This window comes from Winogradskya consettensis (assembly GCF_018332715.1).
Classification (GTDB): domain Bacteria; phylum Actinomycetota; class Actinomycetes; order Mycobacteriales; family Micromonosporaceae; genus Actinoplanes; species Actinoplanes consettensis.
Window position 1 is genome coordinate 380,201 of sequence record NZ_BOQP01000011.1, and the last position, 22,783, is coordinate 402,983.

Sequence of the window (22,783 nt, forward strand, 5' to 3'; positions counted from 1 at the left end):
ATGCGTACCCCCTTCCGCATGGTGGCCGTCATCGCGGCAATCGCCCTGACCACCGGCGCGGGCGGCTGGATGGCGGCGAGCCGGCTCCGCTCACCTGCCGACGCCGCGGCCGCCCGCCGGGCCCCCGAGGCCTCGCTGGTCACGGTCCCGGTCGAGCGGCGGCTGCTCACCTCCCAGGTGGTCACGCAGGGCTCGGTGACCTACGGCAAGGCGCGGCAGATCACGCTGACCGGCACGGTCGCGGCCGCCGACGGTGGGTCCGGTTCGCAGCTGGTCACCAAGGCATCCGCATCCGGGCGCACCCTGCGGGAGGGGGATGTCCTGCTGGAGATCAACGGGCGGCCGGTGTTCGTGCTGAAGGGGACGGTGCCGATGTACCGGACGCTGACCCTGGGCAGCGAGGGCGACGACGTTCGCCAGGTGCGTGCCGCGTTGCGCCGGCTGCTACCGGACCGTGGGCTTGCGAGGTCGGGGGCGGTGAACGACAGCATGCTCGACGCGGTCCGCGCCCTCTACCAGGGCGCCGGTTACGCGGCTGTCGAGCCGACGACTGAGCAGCGCAACCGGCTGCGGGAACTCGAACGGGCGGTGACCGGCGCCGAGGGGCAGCCGCTGAAGGACGCGCGGAACGACCTGGCGGACTTCCGCAAGACGTACGGGGTGAGCATCGCCAGCGGTGAGATCGTCTTCCTGCCGCGGCTGCCCTTGCGGGTCACCTCGGTCAGCGCCAAGGCCGGCAACCCGGTGTCCGGCGCGGTGGCCACCGTGGCCGATCCGGCGCTGGTGGTGAACGCGACGGTCGCGACCGAGGATGCCGAGCTCCTCAGGACGGGACTCCCCGCGACTCTGCAGGACGAGGACGGCGGCGAGTCGGCGGCCACGGTGACCGCGATCGGCGCCGCCGGGGGCGAGGGGACGCCGATCATCCTGACGCCCAGGGACAGGAGCGGGGCCGGGAGGTCGGTGAAGGTGTCGATCGAGGTCGGCCGGACCAGTGGTGAGGTGCTCGCCGTACCCGTGGCCGCGGTTTTCACCGCCTCCGACGGCCAGGCCCGGGTGACCGTGGCCGACTCCGCCGGCATCCGCCGCGACGTGCCGGTCGAGCCGGGGCTGGCCGCCGGGGGCGACGTCGAGGTCACCCCGGTCGGCGGTGCCACCCTCACAGCGGGGGAGCGGGTCGTGGTGAGCGGCTCATGACGTACGTCCTCGAGCTCATCGCGGTGAACCGGGTCTTCCCCGCAGACCCGCCGGTGACCGCGCTGGCGGGCGTGGACCTGCGCGTCCGCCGCGGTGAATACCTGGCAATCGTCGGGCCGTCCGGTTCGGGCAAGTCGACGCTGCTCAACGTGCTCGGCCTGCTCGACGTGCCGAGCTCGGGGAACTACCTGTTCGAGGGCGCGGAGACGACCACGATGGCCGATCGGCGCCGCACCGAACTGCGTGGCTCCCGGATCGGGTTCGTGTTCCAGTCCTTCCATCTGCTCATGTATCGCAGCGTGCTGGAGAACGTGATGCTCGGCGGGCTCTACACCGGCGTCCCGGCAGCCGTCCGCCGTACTCGGGCGGTCGCCGCACTCGACCGGGTCGGCCTGGGGCACCGGCACCGGTTCCTGCCCAGCCGGCTCTCCGGTGGCGAACGGCAGAGGGTGGCGATCGCCCGCGCGCTGGTCGGCGATCCGGCCCTGCTGCTGTGCGACGAGCCGACCGGCAACCTGGACGGCGCGAACACCGCCTCGGTGCTCGACCTCTTCGACGACCTGCGGGCCGCCGGCGCCACCCTGCTCGTGATCACCCACGACGCGACGGTGGCGGAGCGCGCGGACCGGCGGGTACGCATCACCGACGGGCGGATCTCATGAAGGTGCGGGACCTGATCACCGAGGCGGTCAGCGGGGTGGGTGCACGCCCGGCCCGTACGGTGCTCACGATCGCCGGTGTGGTGGTCGGTATCGGCACGCTGGTCACCACGCTGGGCGTGTCGGCCACGGCGGGCAACCAGATCGCCGGCCGGTTCGACGCGGCGACGGCCACCGGGATCACCGTGCACGTTCCGGTGCCTACCGGCAAGGACGCACCGCCGGCCGTGTCGTGGAGCGCTCCGGGCAACGTCGCTCGGCTGAACGGTGTCACGGCGATCGCGGCCTGGTCGCGTACCCCCGAAGGTCGTGATCTTCCGGTCCGGGCCAACGCCGTGCGCGACCCGACCCGCATCCTGGACCGGCTGCTGCCCGTCCTCGGCTCGACCGAGACGCTGCCGGCGGCGACCCGTGCCTCGCTCGCCGCCGGCCGGTTCTTCGACGCGGGGCACGTGCGCCGCCGCGACCGGGTGGCGGTGCTCGGTGCGCTGGCCGCCGAGCAACTGGGCCTGACCCGGATCGACAATCAGCCGGCCGTGCTCGTCGACGGGACGGCCTTCACGGTGATCGGGATTCTCGGCACGGTCGGCCGGCAGGACCAGCAGGTGCTCGGCACCGCGGTGATCCTGCCGTGGACCGCGGCCGACGACGGTCTGGACCTGGGCCCGATCAGCACGGTGGCGATCACCACCGCGCTGGGCGCTGCGCAGCTGATCGCCCGGCAGGCGCCCGTCGCGCTCGACCCGAACGACCCCGAGGGCCTGGAAGTGGACGCGCCACCCGATCCGGCGTCCCTGCGCGGCGGCGTCGCCCGCGACGTCAGCGGCCTGCTGCTGATCCTCGGTCTGGTCTCGCTGATCGTGGGCGCTCTCGGCATTGCCAACGTCACCCTCGTTACGGTCCTGGAACGCACCGCCGAGATCGGCCTGCGCCGCGCGATGGGCGCCCGCCGCCGCGACATCGCGATCCAGTTTCTTCTCGAATCCACGGTCATCGGGCTGCTCGGCGGCATCGTGGGCGCGAGCGCGGGCATCCTGGCGGTGGTCGCGATCAGCGTCGTCAAGCAGTGGACCCCGGTTGTCGACGGTACTCTCGCGGCGGCGTCCCCCCTGGTCGGCGCGCTGGTAGGGCTGCTCGCCGGCCTCTACCCGGCGATGCGGGCCGCCCGCATGCAACCCGTGGAGGCGCTGCGAGGGCCGAGTTAGTCGCCGTAGGCGATCTCCGCCGACGGGGGCGTGAACTTCATCTTGGGCTGGCCCTTCAGCGCGTCCTTCAACGTCTGCGCGACCGTGAACTTCGAGATCGTTCCCCGGCTGGTTCCCACGGTGTTCTCCGGGTTGTCCGGGTCGGCGACGAAGGCCGCGGCGGCCAGCTGCGGGGTGAAGCCGCAGAACCACGCGCTGCGGTTACTGTCCGTGGTCCCGCTCTTGCCCGCAACCGGACGGTTGAGGATGGCGTGCACCATGGGTGAGGTCTCCCAGGTGCCACAGTTGCCCTTAGCCGATCCGTAGCCGGTCACGCAGCGTGCCGCGTCCGTGGCGGCCAGGGCCACCTCCTTGCGCAGCTCCTGGTGGCAACGAGGGCCGGCGACCTTCTTGCCCTTGTACTCGAGCGACGCGCCGTCCCGGGTGTTGATCACTCGCACCGGGATGGGCTCGCAGTAGTTCCCTTCCGCCGCGAGGGTGGCGAAGACGTTGGCCATCTCCAGGGGCGTCGCGTCGCTCACGCCGAGGGTGAACGCACCCCAGCCGTCCGCGTGGTCCGGGCCGGCCAGGGTCTGGTCGACCTCGGTACGCCATTTCAGGCCGAGCCGTTCCGCCATCCTGACCGCCTTCTCGGACCCCACCTTCTGCTCTAGCTGCACGAAGTAGGTGTTCACCGATTTGCCGAAACCGCTCCACATCGTCTGGTTACCCGTCATCGAGGCGGTGGAGTTCTTCGGGCACCAGTGGGTTCCGCAGGTCGCCGGGCCCGGCGCGGTGATGTATTTGGAGACGAACCGCTGCGGGGCGTAGAAGCTCGTGTTCAGCGGCATGCCGTCGTCCAGCGCGGCCAGCATCGTGAAGATCTTGAACGTCGAGCCCGCCTGGTAGCCGGCCATGTCGCCACCGCCGAGCAGCGGGTTGACGGTGTTGGGGTAGTTGCCGCGGACCGCTTCCCGGCGCCGTCCGTCGCTGTGCTCGCCGTTGTGGCTCTGGTCCAGCGAATAGCGCCGGTTGACCGCCATGGCCTTGATGCGGCCGGTGCCCGGTTCGATCACGACCTCGCCGTGGGCGTACACACTCTTCTTCTTCTCCTTGTCCAGAATGTGTTCCATTGCCGAGGCCTGGATGTCGGGGTCGATCGTCGTCACGATTTTGTAGCCACCGCGGCGAAGGTTTTCGAGGCGTTCCTGGGCGTTCGACCCGAAGGCCGGTTGCTCCATCCACCAATTGCGCAGGTAATCGCAGAAGAAGCCCCAGTCGTTGTGCTTCTTCGGGACCGAGGGGCAGCCGTTCGGCGGTGTTGTCAGCTTGAGTTTGATCTTCGATTTCTGCGCCGCGCGGGCCTGGCCGGCGGTGATCGAACCCATCTTGACCATCTGGTCGATCACGTAGTTGCGGCGTTCGGTGGCCTCGCGCTGGTTGTTGGTCGCCGGGTCGTACGCGGAGGGTGCCTTGACCAGGCCGGCGAGCAACGCCGCCTCGGTCAGAGTGAGCTTCTTGGGGGTTTTTGAGAAGAAGACCTCGGCGGCGGCGAAGATGCCGTACGCCCGGTGCCCGAAGTAGGCGGAGTTCAGATAACGCTGGAGGATTTCCTGCTTCGAGACGCGCTTCTCGAGTTCGATCGCCAGCCGCATCTCGCGCAATTTGCGGGCGGTGGTCTGCTCGGTCGCCTCGAGTGCTTCCTTGGGGGTTTTCGCGCCGTCGCGCAGGGCCATGCGGACGTATTGCATGGTCAGCGTCGAGGCGCCCTGGGAAACGCCACCGGCCTGCTGGTTGGCGACGAATGCGCGGGCCACGCCCTTCGCGTCGACGCCGTTGTGCTCGTAGAAGCGGGTGTCTTCCGAGGCCACGATCGCCTGCGTGATGTACGGCGACATGTCCTCGATCTTCGTCGGCTTGCGATGCTCCTCGTAGAACATCGTGAGCAGCGTCTTGCCGTCGTTCGCGTACACGTAGGTGGTCTGGGCCGAAGGCACTACCGTGAGTTCCTCGGGCATGCTCTGCAGGGCGTCCGCGCCTTCCTTGGCACCGACCCCGGCGAGCGCGACCAGCGGGAAGATCAGACCCGCGATCACGACGCCCGCGATGAGGCCCGCTCGGATGAGCGGGGAGATCCGTCCGGCTTTGGCGAGTCTCGTCTGCTTCACCCTTTGAAGGTATGACAAATCGCCTCATGTCCCGTCGGAACGGCCGAAGTATTGCGCTCGTTTCCCGTCCGTCATGCTGACGTGGTGGATGTGAAAAAGGGCCCGGATCTGCACCACCACGGGGACGCGGAGGTAGCCCCGGGGCTGGTCGACCTCGCCGTGAACGTCCGGCACCAGGCGATGCCGTCCTGGCTCGCCGGTCCTCTCACCACGGCGATGAGCGAGCTCGCCGCGTACCCCGATGAGACCCGGGCGACCAGGGCGACCGCCGCGAAGCACGGCCGTGCGCCGGAGGAGGTCCTGCTCACCGCCGGTGCGGCGCAGGCCTTCGTGCTGATCGCCCAGGCGTTGAAGCCACGCCGGGCGGTCGTGGTGCACCCGCAGTTCACCGAGCCCGAGGCGGCGCTGCTCAATGCCGGTCACGAGGTGCACCGCGTGCTGCTGCGCGAGGAGGACGGCTTCCGGCTCGACCCGGCGCTGGTCCCGGAGGACGCCGACCTGGTGGTCATCGGCAACCCGACCAACCCGACCTCGGTGCTGCACCCGGCCGGCGACATCGCGACGTTGATCAGGCCCGGACGGACCGTGGTCGTCGACGAGGCCTTCGCCGACACGACCTTCGACCGGGAGTCGCTCGCGGGGGACACCACCGCGGGACTGATCGTCCTGCGCAGCCTGACCAAGACCTGGGGCCTGGCCGGCCTGCGGATCGGGTACGCCCTGGCCGAACCGGAACTGATCACCACCCTCGCCCGGGCGCGCCCCCTCTGGGCGGTCTCGACTCCCGCTCTCGCCGCGGCCGAGGCCTGCGCGTCGCCCGCCGCGGTCGCCGCCGAGAAGGAGATCGCCACGGCCATGGCACGGGAGCGGGACCACCTGGTTGCCGGGCTGCGCGGCGTGCCGACCGTCACTGTTGCCGGGGTCCCGGCCTCCGCGTTTGTCGCGCTGCGCGTCCCGGATGCGGCTGAGGTGCGCCTTGAGCTGCGCAGACGTGGGTACGCCGTACGGCGCGGCGACACGTTTCCGGGGCTGGGCGCCGATTGGCTACGAGTGGCGGTGCGCGACACTGCCACTACCGACGCGTTCCTCGCGACGCTGAACGATGTGCTGAAGGAGCGACAGTGACCCTGGAGACGACCCTCGCCGCGATCGGTCCCGCCGATGAGCAGGCCATGGCCGCCGCTCGCGAGCTGCAGGGCCGCCTGACCAAGCCGGCCGGCTCGCTGGGCGTCCTCGAGGAGCTGTCCGTACGCCTCGCCGGGCTGGCCGGCACGTGCCCGCCGCCGATGCCCGAGCCGGCCGCGATCGCGGTCTTCGCCGGTGACCACGGCGTGCACGCGCAGGGCGTGACGCCGTGGCCGCAGGAGGTCACCGCGCAGATGGTCGCGAACTTCATCGCCGGCGGCGCGACGATCAACGCGTTCGCCCGGCAGGTCGACGCCTCGATCATGGTGGTCGACGTCGGCGTGAAGATCCCGCTGCACGGCGGCGAGAACCTGCTCGAGGCCAACATCCGCCGGGGCACCCACGACCTGGCCGTCACCACCGCGATGAGCGAGGACGAGGCGCTGACCGCGATCCAGGTCGGGCTCTCGGTCGCCGGCGCGCTCGTCGAGGGCGGGGCGAAATGCCTGCTCACCGGCGACATGGGAATCGCGAACACCACTCCGGCTGCGGCGTTGATCGCGGCGTTCACCGGGGCGTCGCCCGCCGATGTCACCGGGCGGGGCACGGGCGTCGACGACGAGACGTACGCACGGAAGATCGACGTCATCACCAGGGCCCTCGCGCTGCACGAGCCCGACCCGGCCCAGCCGATCACGACGCTCGCCGCCGTCGGCGGTCTGGAGCACGCCGCCCTGGCCGGCTTCATCCTCGGCGCCGCGTCCTACCGCGTCCCGGTGATCATCGACGGCGTCATCGCCGCGTCGGCCGCGCTCGTGGCGGCCGCCCTGGCACCCAACTCCGTCGCCGCTATGGTCGCCGGGCACCGCTCCGCCGAGCCGGGCGCCTCCGTGGCCCTTGCCAACCTCGGCCTGACCCCGCTGCTCGACCTGGGCCTGCGGCTGGGCGAGGGCACCGGGGCCGCCCTGGCGTTGCCGCTGGTGGCGGCCGCGGTGCGGGTCCTGCGTGAGGTTGCGACGTTTGATTCGGCGGGAGTCTCCGAAAAGTGAATCTCTACCCCTTGGCGCTCAAGCTCGACGGCCGCCGGGTGCTCGTGGTGGGCGGCGGCGCGGTGGCGACCCGCCGGGTCCCCGCGCTGCTCGCTGCGGGTGCGCTGGTGGACATCGTGTCGCCGGTGCTCACCCCCGCGCTGCTGGCACACGCCGACGCCGGCCGGCTCACCTGGCAGGAGCGGCGTTTCGAGCCGTCCGACGTGGACGGTGCCTGGCTCGTGCACGTCGCCGTCGACGACCCGGAGGCCGCCGGGCAGGTCACCCTCGCTGCCGAGCAGCGCCGGGTCTTCTGTGTACGAGCGGACGACCGCACCGCCGCGACGGCCTGGACCCCCGCGGTCGCCAGGCAGGGTGAGGTGACCGTGGCGGTGACCGACAGTGGTGACCGGCAACGGGCCATGGCTGTGCGTGATCTGGTCGCCGCTGCGATTCAGGACATCCCCGAGGCCGGGCCGCACGCCGCGCAACCGGGCCAGGTGGTGCTCGTCGGCAGTGGCCCCGGTGATGCCGAGCTGATCACGGTGAAGGGCCGCCGCCTGCTGAACCGCGCCGACGTCGTGGTCACCGACCGGCTCGTGCCCGGGATGCTCCTCGACGAGCTGCGCCCCGAGGTGGAGCTGGTCGACGCGGCCAAGATCCCCTACGGCCCGTCCGCCGCGCAGGAGGAGATCAACCGGATCCTCGTCGAGCGGGCGAAGGCCGGGAAGTTCGTCGTGCGGCTCAAGGGCGGCGACTCGTTCGTCTTCGGGCGCGGGGGCGAGGAGGTGCTGGCTTGTGCCGAGGCCGGCGTACCCGTCACCGTGGTGCCCGGGGTGACCAGTTCCATCGCCGCGCCCGAGCTGGCCGGCATCCCGGTGACCCACCGCGGGGTCGCCCACGAGTTCACCGTGGTCTCCGGCCACGTGCCGCCGGAGAGCGAGCTGTCCCTCGTGGACTGGGCGGCGCTGGCCCGGCTGCGGGGGACCCTGGTGATCATGATGGGGCTCAAGAACCTGCCGAGAATCGCCGAACGGCTGATCGCCGAGGGCCGTGGCGAGAAGACCCCGGCCGCCGTCGTCCAGGAGGGCTCGACCTCGTCCCAGCGGGTGCTGCGCAGCACGCTCGGAGAAGTCGCCGCGGCGACCGCGGCTGCGGGGCTGCGTCCACCGGCCGTCGTGGTCGTCGGCGATGTCGTCAACGTATTGGGGTAGTCACCGTACGAAGTGGGTATGGCGCACCGTATGAGCGAGCGACCGCAGATGATTCTCGCCGGGGTGGTTCTCGATTCCCCCGACGCGCAGGAACTCGCGGCGTTCTACCAGCGCCTGCTGGGCTGGAACGTCGTGCAGGACGAGCCGGACTGGGTGAAGCTGGGCGCCCCGGACGCCGGGCCGGGGCTGTCGTTCCAGACCGAGCCGCGCTACGAACGCCCGGTCTGGCCGGCCGGCCCCGATGACCCCCAGATGAGCGTGCACCTCGACATCCACGTCACCGACCTCGACGAGGCAGGCGCGCACGCCGAGAAATCCGGGGCCATCAGGGCCGACTACCAGCCGCAGGAGGACGTCTGGGTCTATCTCGACCCGGCCGGCCATCCGTTCTGCCTATTCCTCTGACGTCTCCACGGGCTTCGCCTCGAGGCTCTCCGAGCCGTCGGTGACACCCAGTTCCTTCAGGAAGGCGCGGGCCCATTCCGCCACATCATGGGTACGCAGATGGCGCTGCATGACGCGGATCCGCCGCTTGAGCTCGGCCGGCTCGGCGGCGACCGCGCGCAGCAGCGCATCCTTCACGCCGTCGGGATCGTGCGGGTTGCACAGGAACGCCTGACGCAGCTCGGTGGCCGCACCCGCGAACTCGCTGAGCACCAGCGCGCCGCCCTTGTCCGAGCGGCAGGCGACGTACTCCTTCGCGACGAGGTTCATGCCGTCGCGAAGGGGCGTCACCATCATCACGTCCGCGGCGACGTACAGCGCGGCGAGCTCCTGCTTGCTCATCGACTGGTGCAGGTAGTGCACCGCCGGCATGCCGACCTTGCCGAACTCGCCGTTGATCCGGCCGACCTCGCGCTCGACCTTCACCCGCAGGGTCTGGTAGTGCTCGACGCGCTCCCGGCTCGGCGTCGCCACCTGCACCATCACGGCGTCCGGCACCTTGAGCTTGCCGTCGGAGAGCAGCTCGCGGAACGCCTTGAGGCGCAGCTCGATGCCCTTGGTGTAGTCGAGCCGGTCGACACCCAGGATGATCGTCTCCGGGTCGCCCAGCTCGGCACGGATCTCCTTGGCCCGGGCCTGGACCCTCGGGTCCGCGGCGAGCCGCTCCATGTCCTTGGTGTCGATGCTGATCGGGAAGGCACCGGCCTTGACCTGGCGCCCGTCGACCTGGATCGACTGCCCCACGTAGCGCAGACCGAGCAGGTGCCGCGCCAGGCGCACGAAGTTCTGCGCGGCGAGCCGCTGCTGGAACCCCACCAGGTCGGCGCCGAGCAGCCCGCGCAGGATCTCGGCGCGGAACGGCATCTGCATGAACAGCTCGATCGGCGGGAACGGGATGTGCAGGAAGAAACCGATGCGCAGGTCGGGACGCATGTCGCGGAGCATCGCCGGCACCAGCTGCAACTGGTAGTCCTGCACCCAGACCGTGGCGCCCTCCTCGGCGACCTCCGCGGCGGCCTTCGCGAACCGTTCGTTGACGATCCGGTACGCCTCACGCCAGCGGCGCTTGTACACGGGTGTCTCGACGGCGTCGTGGTACAGCGGCCAGATCGTCGCGTTGGACTGGCCCTCGTAGTAGCGCTCGAGCTCCTCGGCGCTCAGCGGCACCGGATGGATGTTGATGCCCTCGAGCTCGAACGGATCGGGTGCCTCCCCGTCGCCGCCGGCCCACCCGATCCACGTGCCTCGATGCTCCTTGAGCACCGGATGCAGGGCGGTGACGAGACCGCCGGGGCTCGGGCGCCACTGCCGCTCGCCGTCGACGATGACCTCGTCCACGGGCAGGCGGTTGGCTACTACGACGAAGGAACTTCGTTCGGCCACGCTGAGTGCACCTCCGGGTCAATCTTGGTTCCCCGCTGACGAGCCTACTGTGCGTAGCCAGCCGGGGCCTGTCGAGGGACCATCCGGCCGTGCTGGATGACGGGTGGCACAGAAATGCCATCCTTGGCCGGTGAGCCTGTCCGACGATCTTTCCCCGCCACGGCGGCCGCTGTTCTTCCCTGTGGTCATTGCCACCGTGTTTCTGGCGATCATCGGGATCTCCGCCGGCTTCGCGCTGGGCACCGAGCACAGCCGCTACGACCGCGCCGCGCAGCAGTCGCCGGTCGATCCGGGCGGGGTACCGGAGGACGGCGGCCCGACCGAGAACGCTCCCGCCGGGGTCGAATGCCCACCCGAGATGCAGGCGACCGCGCGCAGGCTCGGCTTCACCGGTACCCTTACCCAGGTCCTGCGGGTACGCGCGGAGGCGACCGGTACCTCGGTCTGGATCTGCCAGGACCCGGCGGGCAGCCTGTATTACCAGGCCAACAAGGGCGGCCAGGACGCCAAGTGGATCGAGGGTGAGACCGCCCTGTTCCTCAGCGACGTGAGTCAGGACGGCGACACCTACACCGCCACCGCCAAGGACGGCGCGACCTTCGTGGTCAACGACGAAGAGCTGCGCGTACGCACAAAGACCGGTCAGAAGTACGAGTACGCGGTCCACCCCGAGTAACCCCCTGGGTCAACGCGGTCGGGGAATCCTTGTGCGCTGCCCGGGGTTGATGTAGAAGGCCGTGGAGCGACCTGGAAAGATTGGGCCTCCGTTCCGGCACCGGAAATCACGATCACGGAGGTAGGCCGCACTGTGGCCCAGTTCATCTACACCCTGGAGAAGGCGCGCAAGGCGCACGGCGACAAGGTCGTGCTCGACAATGTGACGCTGAACTTCCTGCCCGGGGTCAAGATCGGTGTCGTCGGTCCGAACGGCGCCGGTAAGTCTTCCCTGCTCAAGATCATGGCGGGCATCGACACCGTCAGCAACGGCGATGCCCGGCTGATGCCCGGCAACACCGTCGGCATGCTCGCCCAGGAGCCTCCGCTCAACGACTCGAAGACGGTCCTCGGCAACATCGAGGAAGCGGTCACCGAGGTGAAGGCGAAACTCGCGCGGTTCAACGCGATCGCCGAGGAGATGGCGACCGACTACACCGACGAGCTCATGGAAGAGATGGGCAAGCTCCAGGAGGAGCTCGACAACGCGAACGCGTGGGACCTCGACTCCCAGCTCGAGCTCGCCATGGACGCGCTGCGCTGCCCGCCGCCGGACGCCGACGTCACCCAGCTCTCCGGTGGTGAGCGCCGCCGGGTGGCCCTGTGCAAGCTGCTGCTCGAGGCGCCCGACCTGCTGCTGCTCGACGAGCCCACCAACCACCTCGACGCCGAGAGCGTGTCGTGGCTGGAACAGCACCTCGCCAAGTACGCCGGCACCGTCATCGCCATCACGCACGACCGGTACTTCCTCGACAACGTGGCGACGTGGATCCTCGAGCTCGACCGCGGCCGGACGTACCCGTACGAGGGCAACTACTCCACCTACCTCGACAAGAAGGCCCAGCGCCTCGCGGTCGAGGGTCGCAAGGACGCCAAGCTCAAGAAGCGCCTCGCGGACGAGCTCGAGTGGGTCCGGTCCAACGCCAAAGCGCGCCAGACCAAGAGCAAGTCCCGGCTCGACCGCTACGACGAGATGGCGAACGAGGCGGAGAAGACCCGCAAGCTGGACTTCGAGGAGATCCAGATCCCGCCGGGCCCGCGGCTGGGCAACACGGTCATCGAATCCAAGGACCTGGTCAAGGGCTTCGATGGGCGTACGCTCATCGACCACCTGTCGTTCTCGCTGCCGCGCAACGGCATCGTCGGCATCATCGGCCCGAACGGCGTCGGCAAGACCACGCTGTTCAAGACCATCGTCGGGCTCGAGGCGCCGGACGAGGGTGCGGTGCGGGTCGGCGAGACCGTCAAGCTGTCCTACGTGGACCAGAGCCGCAGCGGCCTGGACGGTACGAAGACGGTCTGGGAGGTCGTCTCGGACGGCCTGGACCACATGATGGTCGGCAAGGTCGAGATGCCGTCGCGCGCCTACGTGGCCGCGTTCGGTTTCAAGGGCCCGGACCAGCAGAAGCCCGTCAAGGTCCTCTCCGGCGGTGAGCGCAACCGGCTCAACCTGGCGATGACGCTGAAGATCGGCGGCAACGTCCTGCTCCTCGACGAACCCACGAACGACCTGGACGTCGAGACCCTGGGCAGCCTCGAGAACGCGCTGCTCGAGTTCCCGGGCTGCGCCGTGGTCATCTCCCACGACCGGATGTTCCTCGACCGGGTCACCACGCACATGCTCGCGTGGGAGGGCACCGACGAGAACCCCGACAAGTGGTTCTGGTTCGAGGGCAACTTCGACGCGTACGAGAAGAACAAGATCGACCGGCTCGGCGCCGACGCGGCCCGTCCGCACCGGGTCACGTACCGCAAGCTGACCCGTGACTGAGCCCATCCGCAGCGGAAAACCCAGGTCAAACCGTGACTGAGCCCATCCGCAGCGGAAATCCCAGGCCGAACCGTGAGTGACAGGTTCATCTACGACGTGGCTGTCCGCTGGTCCGACATGGACGCGTACGGCCACGTCAACAACGCGCGCTTCCTCACGCTGTACGAGGAGGCGCGCGTTGCGCTCTTCTTCACCGCCGCGCGGGCGCTGGGCGTGACCTCGTTCGAGGAGGGCATCGTCATCTCCCGGCACGAGGTCGACTATCTGCGACCGGTCGACTACGGCGAAGCGGTCCGGATCGAGCTGTGGGTCTCGCAGCTTCGAGCGGCGTCGTTCACGGTGTCGTACGAGCTCTTCGACGAGGACGTGCTCGCCAGCCGCGCCAAGTCGGTCTGCGTGCCGTACAACCTGAAGGCGGGTTTTCCGCGCAGGCTGAGCGAGCCGGAACGGGAATTCCTCAAGCCGTACCTGGAAGTGTGAGCATGACCGACCACGGGATTCTCGGGGTCCCGGACGCCGGCGCGTTCCTGGTCCGGCTGGCCCGCCTCGATCGCGCGCTGCCCGTCCGCCTGCGCTCCGGCAAGGGCCGCACCGCGTTGTGGGCACGACTGCCCTGGGGTGTCCTGGTGACCCGCGACGTGGCCGGTCCGGGCCCGGGTGACGCCACCGTCGCCGCCGCCGAACTGCTCGCGACTCTCGCCTCCGGCGGCACCACGCTCCCGGCGCGCAGGGACGCCGAGTGGCGGTGGCCGTTGCCGCCCGCGAACGGCCAGGTTGTCGAGTCGGTCGCGGGCGCCGAGATCCTCCGGCTCGCCGAGGCCGCAGCCGGAACGCTGCGCGAGGTCACCGAGACCGGTCTGACGGGTGGCCGGGCGGTGGGCCAGCGCCAGGTCCGCGACGCGTTGCTCGATCACGTTGCGTTGGTCGTCACGCCACCTGACGGCGTACCCGTCGAAGTGCCGCAGCGACTCGTCCAAGCCATCTCCCGGATGGGTTTTCTCGGTCCTGAAGGGACGGACGTCCCCGGTACCCGGGTGTGTGTCGCGGGGCGCTGGGTGGGACTTTCTGCACCATATGGAGTCGCCTGGCTACAGCCCGTCCAAGAATTGACTGTTATGCCTATAGGTGGTCATCCGAAAGGGTGATGCTGCATCGGACATCCGGTCGCGCCCTCCCTTTGAGGGGATGACCTCCACGGTCTGTACGGGTACCGTCGCCCCCGGGTCCACCGCTACGTCCGGCGGTTTGACCTGCTGGGGAGTGAGGTGCACAACGATGCCGTGGTGGTCATGGCGTCCCGGAACGTCCGGAGACAGCGAGTCCGAAGGCGGCGGCGAGGTCGCCCTGCAGAGCGGTATCCGTGTCGGCGTACCGACGCAGCGTGAGCCCGAGCGTGCTCCGAAGCCGTCCGCCGACCTTTCCGCGATCGACGAACCCGACCAGGTCGCCCCGGTCGATCTCACCCGGATCGGCAAGGGCCTCGACCTGCTCGACATCCGATTCCTCGCCGACGGCGGCGGAAGCCTGCTCGCCATGTGGGAACGGCACGCCGTGCTGGTCACCCTCGAGGGCCCCGACGACGAGATCCTCGTGATGCGGGCCCGCCCGCACGCGACCGTCCCGCCCGACTGGGCCGACCGCGCCTACCGCGTCGTCAACGAGTGGAACCACACGCGGCGGTTCTGCAAGGCCTACATCGGCGATCCGACCGAGCGCGGGCAGCTTCCTATCTACGCTGAGCTGCAGATTCCGTTGGCCTCGGGCGCGCATGACGCTCTGCTGGTCGAGATGCTCGACTGCGGGGCCGCGGTAGCTACGTCGTTTGTGGACTGGTTGCACGATGAGGGTGCTCTGCTCTGAGTCTCTGAATGGGGGGAGCCTCGGCTCCCCCCATTTTTCAGAGCGGGAACATGCCCAGGCTGCCGTGATACTCCCCGCCGAGGTGGTCGGTGTCGGAGCCGACGATGAGGCCGTTGGGGACGACCTGGAAGACGCGGACGCCCTCGCCGCGTTCGCGACCCGGGTTCCAGGAGAGGGTCTTGCCGGTGGTGGGGTTGATGGCGCCGATGCCTTCTCGTTTCACGGCGCCTTTGCCGGGGCCGGTGTCGTCGGTGCCGTAGGGGTTGTCCATGTAGCGCTGGTGGCCGCCGACGTAGATCGCGGAGCCGGTGACCGCGACGCCGTAGAGGGAGTCGCCGCCGGTGCGCTGGATCCAGACCGGGTTGTGCCTGCCGCCGCCGGCGGTGTTGAAGCGGGCCGCCGCGTCGCAGGGCAGGGTCGGGGAGGCGGCCTGGCCGGTCGACGTCACCACGAAGTACGAGCCGTCGGGGGAGAACTTCACCTGACGCAGGTACGTGTCGAAGACGTCCTTGCATTCCGCCTTGTACAAGTCGGTGTACCAGCTCATCAGCGCCGCGCTCGCCCCCGACGTGTTGAACATGGCGATCTGCGTACGCGTGGCCGTGCCGACCTTGAGGAGCGCGCCGATCGCGACCAGCCGCGTGCCGTCCGGGGACACGTCGAAGTGCTCGACCCGCGTGCGGCTGAGTCCCGGTGCGGAGAGTTTCGCGTCGAATCCGCTGTCGACCGCGCCGGACGTCGTGTTCAGCCGGGCCAGCCCGACCCGGGTCACGCCGTTGACCGCGGAGAACGTGCCGCCGGCGTAGAGCCGGGAGCCGCGGACGGCCAGTGCGCGTACGTCGCCCCAGTTGATTTTCGCGGTGAAGCCGGAGACCCGGGAGCTGTCGGAGAGCCGGAGCCGGGCCAGGCCGCGCTGGGCCACCCCGTTGACCGTACGGAACGAGCCACCGGTGTAGACCGTGCCGTCCGCGCCGGCGGAGAGCGCGTACACGGCTCCGTCCACAGTGGGGGCGAACGAGCGGATGGCGCCGTCGCGGAGCCCGTACGCGAAGATGTTCTTGCGGTTGTAGGTCGTCTTCCGCGCGTGATCCTGGATCTTGTCGAAGCTGCCGCCGACCACCACGGTGTCACCGACAACCGCCAGCGCCCACACCGTTCCCTCGACCACGTGCGGGGTGAAATCGACCGGGTTCGCCGAGACGACCCCGGGCTGCGCCATGTCGGCCGCAGCCGGCGGCGCGCCCAGTAGCGTGGCGCAGAGCAGAGCGGCGCTGGTCAGCGCGGCGGCGAACGGACGGCGTCGCATGGGGGCGGCTCCTGGGATCGGCAAAAGGTCATCCGATCAACGAAGGGTGATGCCCCGAAGATGCGCGCGTTACGCGTTGACCATGAAGTGGGCGGCCCGTTCGAGGTAGTCCCAGAGCGTGGTCCGCTGCTCCTCGGGCAGCTCCAGCGAGTCGACCGCCTCGCGCATGTGCAGCAGCCAGGCGTCACGCGCGGCCTCGTCGACGGTGAACGGCGCGTGCCGCATCCGCAGCCGGGGGTGGCCGCGGGTTTCCTGGTAGGTGCCGGGCCCGCCCCAATACTGGATCAGGAAGAGGGTGAGGCGGTCGGCGGCCGGGCCGAGATCCTCCTCGGGATACATCGGGCGCAGCAGCGGGTCCTTCGCGACACCCTCGTAGAACTTGTCGACGAGCCGGCGGAAGGTCGGCTCGCCACCGACCGACTCGAAGAAGCTGATGTCGCTCACCCGTCCAGTCTGCCAGCCGGGGTGTGCCGTTCCGGGCCGGGTGTGACGTCGGTTGCTGTGGGCGCCCCCGGGGTCGGCCCGGGCAACGCCCCCGGCCCGTCACCCTGCAACGGCTGCTCCTGAACCCCGGGGTCCGGGGTGCGCTGAGCGGGGGCGGGAGCGGGAGGGGTGGCCTGGCCGCTACCCGGCCAGCGGGTCGCCAGGGTCACCATCAGGATCAGGCCGCCGGCACTCCACAGGCCGACCACCAGGGGGATCGAGGAGTGTTGCGCCAGCGTGCCGGTCGCCATGACCGCGAAACCCTGGCTGAGCTGCAGACCGCTCTGCATGACGCCGTACGCCCGAGCGCGGTAACCGTGCGGCAGCGCCAGCACGAAAGTGCCGTTGAGAGTGGGCACCAGCACGCCCTGGGCGACCCCGGAGACGGCGACGAGCGCGGACACGGTGATCGCGTTGGGGGCGAGGCTGGTCAGTGCCAGGGCCAGCGGGGCGATCGCGGCGAACGGGCGGACGAGCCGGTGTTTTCGCTCCTGGGAGGCGATCCGGCCGACCGCCAGGCCCCCGATCACATAGCCGACCGGCCCCGCGGCCATGATCAGCCCCTGGTCGAAGCCGCGGCCGCCGGGGTTGTCGCTGAAGACCGCCGCCCATCCGGCGGCCAGGCCCTCGGGCAGGATCGTGAACGTCGTGAGCGCGAAGACCATGATCGCGATGGAGCGCAGCAACGGGGTGCGGAAGACCAGCTGGAAGCCCTCGCCGGTCTCGTGCAGCAGGTGCCGGCGCTGCCCTGCGGTGACCGCGGCCGGCCGGGCCCGGACACCCGCCGCGATGATCGCCGCCGAGAGCAGGAAGGTCACCGCATCGATGAGCAGCCCGATCCGGGCGCTGAACCCGGCGGCGAGGGCCGCTCCGGCCAGGTAGCCGAAGACCTGCGCGGCCTGGGACGTGGAGGCGTTGAGCGCCAGGCCGGTGACGACCAGTCGGCGCTCGAGGATGAGCGGGATCAGGGCGGAACGGGCGGCCTGCGTGGGTGGCGCGCCGAGCGTCGCCAGAAACAGCAGGACAAGGGTCACCGGCACGGGAATCCCCGGCAGCGCGATCAGGGCGATCGGCACGGCGCGTGCGACATCAGCGATGATCAGGACTCGGCGGTACGGATACCGCTCGGCGAGGGCGGCAAGCAGCGGGCCGCCGATCACCCAGGGCAGGTAGCTGATCGCGAACGATGCGGCGGAGAGCATGACCGACTGGGTCTGCTGGTAGACCAGGACGATGATCGCCGCGCGCGCCAGGTAGTCGCCGACCCAGTTGACGACGAGCGAGATGTAGATCGCGCGGAACTCGCGGACCGCGAAGACGTCCCGATAGCCGACCCTGCGCTCCGGCTCCGTCGCGCTACCGTGAGTGCCCGGCTGCGCGGCGGGTCGGTCCTCGGACACCCAGGTCCTCCATGATCGCGACGGCCGGCGGGATCGCCAACGGCGGTCGGTCACGTCCCCGATCCGGGCACCACATGATCAAAGTAGACATCTTGATCAACCGGACACCGGAGGATGAACCGGATGGTTCCGGCCCCGCGAACGTGACGCTGCAAGTGCATATGCCTCTTGCAGGATTCTGCCCGATCGTCCGAGTCCTGGCTAGGGCATACGGGGGGATTGTCGGCCGATCGGTCGAGACCGGGCATCCCCCATCACGGTGTCTTTGCAGGTCAGGTCGCTCCTCCTGGCATGCTGGGGCCGTCTGGCGAGTTGTAGATCGGTGGCACCGCGGAGCGCGGGAGCATCCGCGAGACAGCGATACGCTCCGATATCCCGGAGGTCTCGAGCGCCTCGGTGAGTCGCCGGCGCAGCTCCCGCTGCACGATGGGCTGTCCATCGGCGGTGGTCTTGGCGATGGTCCGGATGACCGCGCCGTCGACCGTCAGCTGCTCCACGCCGATCACATCCGGCGGCTCGAGGAATTCCGTCGCGTGTGCGGGCTCCTCCGCGAGGGCCAGTGCCGCTGTCCGCAGCACCGCGCTCGCCTCCTCCGAGTTGACGAAGCCGATCGGGATGTCGATGACCACCATCGCCCAGCCCTGGCTCTTGTTGCCGACCCGGACGATCTCGCCGTTGCGGATGTACCAGAGGACCCCGCGCCCGTCGCGCACGGTCGTCACCCGCAGGCCCACCGTCTCCACCACGCCGATCGCGTCACCCAGGTCCACGGAGTCGCCGACGCCGTACTGGTCCTCCAGAAGCATGAAGAGCCCGGCGATCAGGTCCTTGACCAGACTCTGCGCGCCGAAGCCCAGGGCCACGCCGACGATCCCGGCGCTGGCCAGCAGCGGGGCCAGGTTGAAGCCGAGCTCACCCATCACCAGCAGGGTCGCCATCGTGAAGACGACCGCCGTCACGAAGCTGCGCAGCACCGAGCCGATCGCCTCGGCCCGCTGCCGGCGCCGCTCGGGGATGAACGTGTTCTCCGCGGCTTCGGCCTGCTTGTCGGTGCGCTCCCGCAGGGGCTTGAGCAGCGCGGGCATCGCGGCGCGCGAGGTGGTCTGGGTGAGCCGGGTGATACCGCGGTTGAGCAGCCAGCGGATCAGCGCCGCGATGAGGATGATCGCGAGGATGCGCAGCGGTTTCGTAATGAAGAGATAGCCGCTGTTGGCCAGCCACTGGTTATCCGTGTTGTGCAGGATCCAGGTGCAGAAGACGTCGCTCTTGCAGCGGTCCGTGATGGGCGTCGTGTCGATGTAGACCTCGGTCGAGCCCGACGGGGACGGGGTGGGGGCTAGCAGGATCACGGGACATGACCGTACCGGCCGCCGTACCCCCGGCGGGAACCGGACATCTGTGGCGGAGACCTCAGACGTTTACGTCCCGGCCACAGATTGTGCTCGCAAATTCGCGCTTCATCAGGGACTATTGGCCCACGAGCATCGGTGGAACCGGAGCTCGGATGAGACCTCACGCACAACGGGAGCGGTTACTAGCACTCACACCGAAGGGTGATCGCGATGCCTGGCATACGACCCACAGTTGGCTCTTCCGCGTTGGTTCTGAACGCTACCTACGAGCCGCTGTGCGTCGTATCGGTGCGTCGGGCGACGATCCTGGTGCTGACCGACAAGGCCGAGCCCGTGTCCGACGGCGACGGCATCCTGCACAGTGCACACCACAATCTCCCCGTTCCGTCGGTGGTTCGCCTCACCCGCTACGTGAAGGTTCCCTACCGGACCCACGTCGGCCTCTCCCGGCGGGCGATCTTCGCCCGCGACGGCGGCCGCTGCGCCTACTGCCGGGGCTCCGCCGAGACCATCGACCACGTGTTCCCCCGCAGCCGCGGTGGCCTGCACGCCTGGGACAACGTCGTGGCGGCCTGCGCGAAGTGCAACCACAGCAAGGGCGACAAGACACCCGGGGAGCTGGGGTGGCGGCTGCACACACCGCCTGCTGCGCCCCGCGGTGTCGCCTGGCGGGTGCTGGGACACCGCACACCCGATCCCCGCTGGTCGGACTGGCTCGATCTGCCGTCCACCGTCGATGTCGCCGAGGCCGCCTAGCGCCCTCGGTTTTTTTTTATTGATCTTTCGTCCCCACCAGCGACGCGAAGACGATGACGTTGTCGGAATAGCCGCGAGATCCGCCCAGCCAGGTGCCGCCGCACGTCACCAGTCGCAACGCGGGCCTGCTGTAGTCGCCGTAGACGCGCTGGATCGGCAGCTTCTCCTTCCCGTAGTGCTCCACCGAATTCACCTGGAACACGGCCGTCTCGTGGTCCTCGCGCAGGACCTCGATCATCTGCCCCGGCTTGAGCCGGCCCAGCTGGTGGAAGACCGACGGGCCGCTGCGGGTGTCGGCGTGCCCGACGATGAGCGCGGGGCCGAACTGGCCGGGCGTCGGGCCCTCGTCGAACCAGCCCGCCTCGTTGTGGCGATCGAGGGGCGGCACTGCCACCGAGCCGTCCTTCGCCAGCCCGACATCCAGGATCGGGGCCTCCACCTTGATGGCCGGGATGGTCAGGCGCATGGGGCGGCTGGGCTCCAGGACCGGGAATTCCCGAGGGGGTGGCTTGTCCGGGCCCTTGAAGAGGTCGCGGACGTCGAAGCCGGTAGCGGCACCCAGGCCCGCGCCCACCGCGAAGAGTCCCACGAAGACCAGAACCACGGCGAACAGTCCCAACGGGACAGGCCTCCCCGGGCGTGCCACCGGCCGCCGCCTCAGCCCAGCCGGCGGCGGCGCAGGGCCACCACACCCAGGAACACGCCGGCCACGACCGCGGTGGCGCCCCCGCCGATCAGCATGGGCACCGATCTGCCCGGTGCCGTGCCGCCGCCACCGGTGGCCGGGCCGCGGGCCGGTTCGACCTTCGCCACCACGTGCAGGGTGCTCGTGGCGGTCTCGCCGCCCGCGCAGGTCAGGTCGACGTCGTACGTGCCGGCCTTGGTTTTCGCCGGGACCTTGGTCGTGGCGGTCAGGAAGCCGTAGCGCGGCGAGACGGTCACCGTGCCGAGCGGGCCGGTCCTCACCGTCGCCGCCTCGAGGTTGTCGTCGCAGCTGGCGCGCAGGCTCACCTCGTCGCCGGCGCGCACGGTGTCGGGGTTGACCTCGACGAAGACCGCCGCCGCACCGGCCGGGGAATCCGTGAGCAGGACGATCGGCAGGGCCAGAACGAGCGCCGCGAGGGCGGCGGGGACAGAAGTACGCATGACCTCCCCCTCCTGCCGCCCGGGCGGAAACGTCGCGGACGGCGCGTGAGGGTGATTTTCGCACCTCCGGGCGGTTTTCGCGGTACGGCTGCGGTCCCACTTGTGGGTCTTGACACCCGAGGGTCCGTGGCAGCTCTCACTCCGCTACCGTGATTGACGTTCGGATCACTGGGAAAACAGTGACATGCCCGGTTCCTTTTGACGCCTGGGGGCGTTGAGGTTGTCGATATTCGAAACTGTTCTTGTCTACGCGGTGATTCCGTTCGCGGTCATCGCGGTGGTCGCCGCGCTGGTCTTCGCGGGCGGCAAGCGTAATCTGCCCGACCGCCGATACCGGCCCGGGCGCCCGTACGACTTCAAGCCGATCTGGTTCCTGGCCTCGCCCAGGCAGGTGGGGCATCCCGCGACGGTGACGGCTCCCGCCCTGCCGGCGGGTGTCCTGGAGGACTCTTCGGGCCAGCCGTCGCGGCCCGCTCCGGTGGGAGGCGCAAGTGACCGTTGGTGAGACCCAGGCCCTGACACGCGAGGAGAACGAGCAGCCGATGACGGTGCTCGACCACGCGGGTGGCCCGACCCTGGCCGAGGCACCCGAGCTCGGCCTGTCCCAGGAGGGCATCGACGCCCTCGACGGACCGTTCACCACCAAGCAGCTGCTGCGGCTCGACCACGCGCTGCGCATCGCCAACCAGACGACCGGGCTGACGTTCAGCGTCTACCTCGGTGAGCTCGCGGAGCCGCTGCGGGAGAGCGCCGAGCAGCTGCACCGCCAGCTGGACGGCGCGGCCAAGGCGGTCCTCATCGCGGCGTCGCCCAACCAGCGGGTCCTCGAGATCATCACGGGCGCCGACGCGCGCAAGCGCATCTCCGACCGCGACGCGAAACTGGCCGCGCTCTCGATGGCCGCGGCCTTCGCGGGCGGCGACCTGGCCGGCGGAGTCCTCGCCGGCATCGATCAGCTCGCCTCACACGCGGGCAAGAGCTAGACCCAGCTCCCCGGGGCGACCCGGACCGGGAACGGGGCGTCGACCTTCACGAGGTCGGCGCCCCTGACCGTTTCCCGGGGCTCGTAACCGCCGTTGCCCAGCGCATAGGTGTGCAGCGCGGGGCCGTGCTCGACGCGCCAGAACGAGCCGATCCGCGCCTCGGCGTAGAGAGCGGGCTTGAGTAGCCGGTCGTAGCTGCGGCTCGCGGGCGCCTCCACCTCGATCACCAGCGCCACGTCGCCGGGGTCTGCCCAGCTGGCGCCGGACGAGCGCGGGCGCAGCACGGTCACGTCGGGGATCAGGTTGCTGTCACCCAGGGCGATCCCGAGCCGGTCGCACACCCACCAGCCTGCCGGCGCCGCTGCCCGCAGGGCGTTGACCAGGGTGGCGACGATGGCGTCGTGCGGGCCGGGGGCCGGGGGAGTCACGTGCAGGCCGCCGCCGACGATCTCGTAACGGTGCCCGTCCTGGGGGAAGAGATGCAGGTCGGGTTCGGTCCAGGGCCCGTCGGGGGCGGTCCATCGCGGCAATGCGCTCTGACCGATCACCACCACCGGACCACCTCCGCCGCGACGCGCTGGAAGTGACAGCGTACTCACAGAGGGTTGCA

General features: G+C 69.9%; 24 protein-coding genes. 15 read left to right on the forward strand and 9 right to left on the reverse strand.

Features of this window, described 5'->3' with window-relative positions; all coding sequences use genetic code 11:
- From Aco04nite_RS14175 to Aco04nite_RS14185, 3 genes are read left to right on the forward strand one after another with little or no spacing between them, the layout of a single operon-like run.
- A complete protein-coding gene (locus tag Aco04nite_RS14175; RefSeq protein ID WP_212997676.1) occupies positions 1-1,197 on the forward strand; it encodes an efflux RND transporter periplasmic adaptor subunit in 1,197 nt (398 codons plus the stop codon).
- A complete protein-coding gene (locus Aco04nite_RS14180; protein WP_212997677.1) occupies positions 1,194-1,859 on the forward strand; it encodes an ABC transporter ATP-binding protein in 666 nt (221 codons plus the stop codon). Before Aco04nite_RS14175 ends, Aco04nite_RS14180 begins: the two co-directional genes overlap by 4 nt.
- Positions 1,856-3,061, forward strand: coding sequence for an ABC transporter permease (locus Aco04nite_RS14185; RefSeq protein WP_212997678.1), 1,206 nt, complete (start codon positions 1,856-1,858; stop codon positions 3,059-3,061). The genes Aco04nite_RS14180 and Aco04nite_RS14185 overlap by 4 nt, the downstream gene beginning before the upstream one ends.
- Here Aco04nite_RS14185 and Aco04nite_RS14190 read toward each other — a convergent pair.
- Positions 3,058-5,208 (reverse strand): transglycosylase domain-containing protein, encoded by a 2,151-nt coding sequence (locus tag Aco04nite_RS14190; RefSeq protein ID WP_244875980.1) that lies wholly within the window; start codon positions 5,206-5,208, stop codon positions 3,058-3,060. The genes Aco04nite_RS14185 and Aco04nite_RS14190 overlap by 4 nt on opposite strands.
- Before the next feature lie 84 nt (positions 5,209-5,292).
- Here Aco04nite_RS14190 and cobC point away from each other — a divergent pair, with 84 nt between their 5' ends.
- The 4 genes from cobC to Aco04nite_RS14210 are packed head-to-tail and all read left to right on the forward strand — an operon-like array spanning position 5,293 to position 8,980.
- Complete coding sequence (gene cobC / locus Aco04nite_RS14195) at positions 5,293-6,333, forward strand: Rv2231c family histidinol phosphate aminotransferase CobC (RefSeq protein ID WP_244875981.1); 1,041 nt, start codon at positions 5,293-5,295, stop codon at positions 6,331-6,333.
- Positions 6,330-7,382: a nicotinate-nucleotide--dimethylbenzimidazole phosphoribosyltransferase gene (gene cobT, locus Aco04nite_RS14200; RefSeq protein ID WP_212997681.1), complete on the forward strand. Its 1,053-nt coding sequence runs from the start codon at positions 6,330-6,332 to the stop codon at positions 7,380-7,382. Before cobC ends, cobT begins: the two co-directional genes overlap by 4 nt.
- Positions 7,379-8,575: a uroporphyrinogen-III C-methyltransferase gene (gene cobA, locus Aco04nite_RS14205; protein ID WP_212997682.1), complete on the forward strand. Its 1,197-nt coding sequence runs from the start codon at positions 7,379-7,381 to the stop codon at positions 8,573-8,575. Before cobT ends, cobA begins: the two co-directional genes overlap by 4 nt.
- A 30-nt stretch (positions 8,576-8,605) precedes the next feature.
- A complete protein-coding gene (locus tag Aco04nite_RS14210) occupies positions 8,606-8,980 on the forward strand; it encodes a VOC family protein (RefSeq protein ID WP_244875982.1) in 375 nt (124 codons plus the stop codon).
- Here the strand turns inward: Aco04nite_RS14210 and Aco04nite_RS14215 are convergent.
- Positions 8,969-10,402 carry an alpha,alpha-trehalose-phosphate synthase (UDP-forming) gene (locus Aco04nite_RS14215; RefSeq protein WP_212997683.1) on the reverse strand — a complete coding sequence of 478 codons (1,434 nt, stop codon included), beginning with the start codon at positions 10,400-10,402 and terminating at the stop codon, positions 8,969-8,971. The two genes, Aco04nite_RS14210 and Aco04nite_RS14215, sit on opposite strands and share 12 nt — an antisense overlap.
- Positions 10,403-10,532: 130 nt before the next feature.
- Here Aco04nite_RS14215 and Aco04nite_RS14220 point away from each other — a divergent pair, with 130 nt between their 5' ends.
- The 5 genes from Aco04nite_RS14220 (at position 10,533) to Aco04nite_RS14240 (ending at position 14,747) form a co-directional block, all read left to right on the forward strand.
- Complete coding sequence (locus tag Aco04nite_RS14220) at positions 10,533-11,078, forward strand: hypothetical protein (protein WP_244875983.1); 546 nt, start codon at positions 10,533-10,535, stop codon at positions 11,076-11,078.
- A 132-nt stretch (positions 11,079-11,210) separates the two neighbouring features.
- Entirely contained in the window at positions 11,211-12,887 is a 1,677-nt protein-coding gene (ettA, locus tag Aco04nite_RS14225; RefSeq protein WP_212997685.1) for an energy-dependent translational throttle protein EttA, read from the forward strand.
- 72 nt (positions 12,888-12,959) lie between these two features.
- Positions 12,960-13,367 carry an acyl-CoA thioesterase gene (locus tag Aco04nite_RS14230; protein WP_212997686.1) on the forward strand — a complete coding sequence of 136 codons (408 nt, stop codon included), beginning with the start codon at positions 12,960-12,962 and terminating at the stop codon, positions 13,365-13,367.
- A 2-nt stretch (positions 13,368-13,369) separates the two neighbouring features.
- On the forward strand, positions 13,370-14,032 hold the full coding sequence (locus tag Aco04nite_RS14235; RefSeq protein ID WP_212997687.1) for a DUF8185 domain-containing protein: 663 nt from the start codon (positions 13,370-13,372) through the stop codon (positions 14,030-14,032).
- 130 nt (positions 14,033-14,162) lie between these two features.
- Positions 14,163-14,747 (forward strand): type III secretion system chaperone family protein, encoded by a 585-nt coding sequence (locus Aco04nite_RS14240; protein ID WP_212997688.1) that lies wholly within the window; start codon positions 14,163-14,165, stop codon positions 14,745-14,747.
- A gap of 37 nt (positions 14,748-14,784) precedes the next feature.
- Here the strand turns inward: Aco04nite_RS14240 and Aco04nite_RS14245 are convergent, their stop codons facing one another.
- The 4 genes from Aco04nite_RS14245 to Aco04nite_RS14260 all read right to left on the reverse strand — a co-directional run bounded on the left by Aco04nite_RS14245 (position 14,785) and on the right by Aco04nite_RS14260 (position 19,279).
- Complete coding sequence (locus Aco04nite_RS14245; protein WP_212997689.1) at positions 14,785-16,053, reverse strand: delta-60 repeat domain-containing protein; 1,269 nt, start codon at positions 16,051-16,053, stop codon at positions 14,785-14,787.
- 69 nt (positions 16,054-16,122) lie between these two features.
- Positions 16,123-16,497, reverse strand: coding sequence for a globin (locus tag Aco04nite_RS14250; protein WP_212997690.1), 375 nt, complete (start codon positions 16,495-16,497; stop codon positions 16,123-16,125).
- Positions 16,494-17,936 (reverse strand): MFS transporter, encoded by a 1,443-nt coding sequence (locus Aco04nite_RS14255; RefSeq protein WP_212997691.1) that lies wholly within the window; start codon positions 17,934-17,936, stop codon positions 16,494-16,496. Before Aco04nite_RS14255 ends, Aco04nite_RS14250 begins: the two co-directional genes overlap by 4 nt.
- Positions 17,937-18,208: 272 nt before the next feature.
- The gene (locus Aco04nite_RS14260; RefSeq protein ID WP_498370760.1) at positions 18,209-19,279 is read right to left on the reverse strand and encodes a mechanosensitive ion channel family protein; all 1,071 of its coding nucleotides are present in this window, start codon (positions 19,277-19,279) and stop codon (positions 18,209-18,211) included.
- Between the two features lie 219 nt (positions 19,280-19,498).
- Between Aco04nite_RS14260 and Aco04nite_RS14265 the strand changes: the two genes are divergently transcribed.
- Positions 19,499-20,044: an HNH endonuclease gene (locus tag Aco04nite_RS14265; RefSeq protein ID WP_212997693.1), complete on the forward strand. Its 546-nt coding sequence runs from the start codon at positions 19,499-19,501 to the stop codon at positions 20,042-20,044.
- A gap of 16 nt (positions 20,045-20,060) precedes the next feature.
- Here Aco04nite_RS14265 and Aco04nite_RS14270 read toward each other — a convergent pair whose 3' ends face one another.
- Together Aco04nite_RS14270 and Aco04nite_RS14275 are read right to left on the reverse strand one after the other, a co-directional pair.
- Positions 20,061-20,663, reverse strand: a complete 603-nt coding sequence (locus tag Aco04nite_RS14270) for a class F sortase (RefSeq protein WP_244875984.1) — start codon at positions 20,661-20,663, stop codon at positions 20,061-20,063.
- Between the two features lie 38 nt (positions 20,664-20,701).
- Positions 20,702-21,190: a hypothetical protein gene (locus Aco04nite_RS14275; RefSeq protein WP_212997694.1), complete on the reverse strand. Its 489-nt coding sequence runs from the start codon at positions 21,188-21,190 to the stop codon at positions 20,702-20,704.
- A 220-nt stretch (positions 21,191-21,410) separates the two neighbouring features.
- Here Aco04nite_RS14275 and ctaJ point away from each other — a divergent pair, with 220 nt between their 5' ends.
- Both ctaJ and Aco04nite_RS14285 read left to right on the forward strand, forming a co-directional pair.
- Positions 21,411-21,695 (forward strand): aa3-type cytochrome oxidase subunit CtaJ, encoded by a 285-nt coding sequence (gene ctaJ / locus Aco04nite_RS14280; RefSeq protein ID WP_212997695.1) that lies wholly within the window; start codon positions 21,411-21,413, stop codon positions 21,693-21,695.
- Positions 21,682-22,173 (forward strand): DUF5130 family protein, encoded by a 492-nt coding sequence (locus tag Aco04nite_RS14285; RefSeq protein WP_308161638.1) that lies wholly within the window; start codon positions 21,682-21,684, stop codon positions 22,171-22,173. Before ctaJ ends, Aco04nite_RS14285 begins: the two co-directional genes overlap by 14 nt.
- Here the strand turns inward: Aco04nite_RS14285 and Aco04nite_RS14290 are convergent.
- On the reverse strand, positions 22,170-22,727 hold the full coding sequence (locus Aco04nite_RS14290; RefSeq protein ID WP_244875985.1) for a Uma2 family endonuclease: 558 nt from the start codon (positions 22,725-22,727) through the stop codon (positions 22,170-22,172). The two genes, Aco04nite_RS14285 and Aco04nite_RS14290, sit on opposite strands and share 4 nt — an antisense overlap.
- Positions 22,728-22,783 lie beyond the last annotated feature (56 nt).

Coding starts and splice junctions, on each gene's coding strand:
- Aco04nite_RS14235 (WP_212997687.1), top strand. CDS start 13,370: ATGACCGACCACGGGATTCTCGGGGTCCCGGACGCCGGCGCGTTCCTG.
- Aco04nite_RS14180 (WP_212997677.1), top strand. CDS start 1,194: ATGACGTACGTCCTCGAGCTCATCGCGGTGAACCGGGTCTTCCCCGCA.
- Aco04nite_RS14185 (WP_212997678.1), top strand. CDS start 1,856: ATGAAGGTGCGGGACCTGATCACCGAGGCGGTCAGCGGGGTGGGTGCA.
- Aco04nite_RS14275 (WP_212997694.1), bottom strand. CDS start 21,190: ATGCGTACTTCTGTCCCCGCCGCCCTCGCGGCGCTCGTTCTGGCCCTG.
- Aco04nite_RS14265 (WP_212997693.1), top strand. CDS start 19,499: ATGCCTGGCATACGACCCACAGTTGGCTCTTCCGCGTTGGTTCTGAAC.
- Aco04nite_RS14210 (WP_244875982.1), top strand. CDS start 8,606: ATGAGCGAGCGACCGCAGATGATTCTCGCCGGGGTGGTTCTCGATTCC.
- Aco04nite_RS14175 (WP_212997676.1), top strand. CDS start 1: ATGCGTACCCCCTTCCGCATGGTGGCCGTCATCGCGGCAATCGCCCTG.
- Aco04nite_RS14245 (WP_212997689.1), bottom strand. CDS start 16,053: ATGCGACGCCGTCCGTTCGCCGCCGCGCTGACCAGCGCCGCTCTGCTC.
- Aco04nite_RS14240 (WP_212997688.1), top strand. CDS start 14,163: ATGCCGTGGTGGTCATGGCGTCCCGGAACGTCCGGAGACAGCGAGTCC.